We start from the raw sequence: 302 nt of genomic DNA, 5'->3' as shown, positions 1-302 counted from the left end.
GCCTTGTTCCCAAGACCGTAATGGAGATGCGTGATGTCCGTCACCCATTTCTGATTGGGCTGGCTCGCTGTGAATTCGCGATTCAAGATGTTATCTTCGATGTTGACATAGCTGGTCTTCGTACAATAGCCGTTCGACCGGCGAATAAAAGACTTCAAGCAGAGCTTGATCATCAGACGACGAATCCGTTTGCGATTGTACTGCTTCTTGAACTGACGGTTGATGAACACGGTGATCCGTCGGTAGCCCAGGATCCCTTGATGCTTGTTGAACAACCTCTTGATCTCTCCGAGTAGCCATTC

Annotated in this window: 1 protein-coding gene; it reads right to left on the bottom strand. The window is 49.0% G+C overall.

The window, feature by feature from the left end:
- Window positions 1-302, bottom strand: a 302-nt coding sequence (locus E2491_RS12415) for an IS3 family transposase (RefSeq protein ID WP_166805874.1), incomplete at both ends; no start/stop codon positions are given.

It is taken from the genome of Jeotgalibacillus sp. R-1-5s-1, from assembly GCF_004405105.1.
GTDB lineage: Bacteria > Bacillota > Bacilli > Bacillales > Jeotgalibacillaceae > Jeotgalibacillus.
Note: the sequence above shows the minus strand (reverse complement) of the source record. Positions and strands in the feature narration are given on the sequence as shown.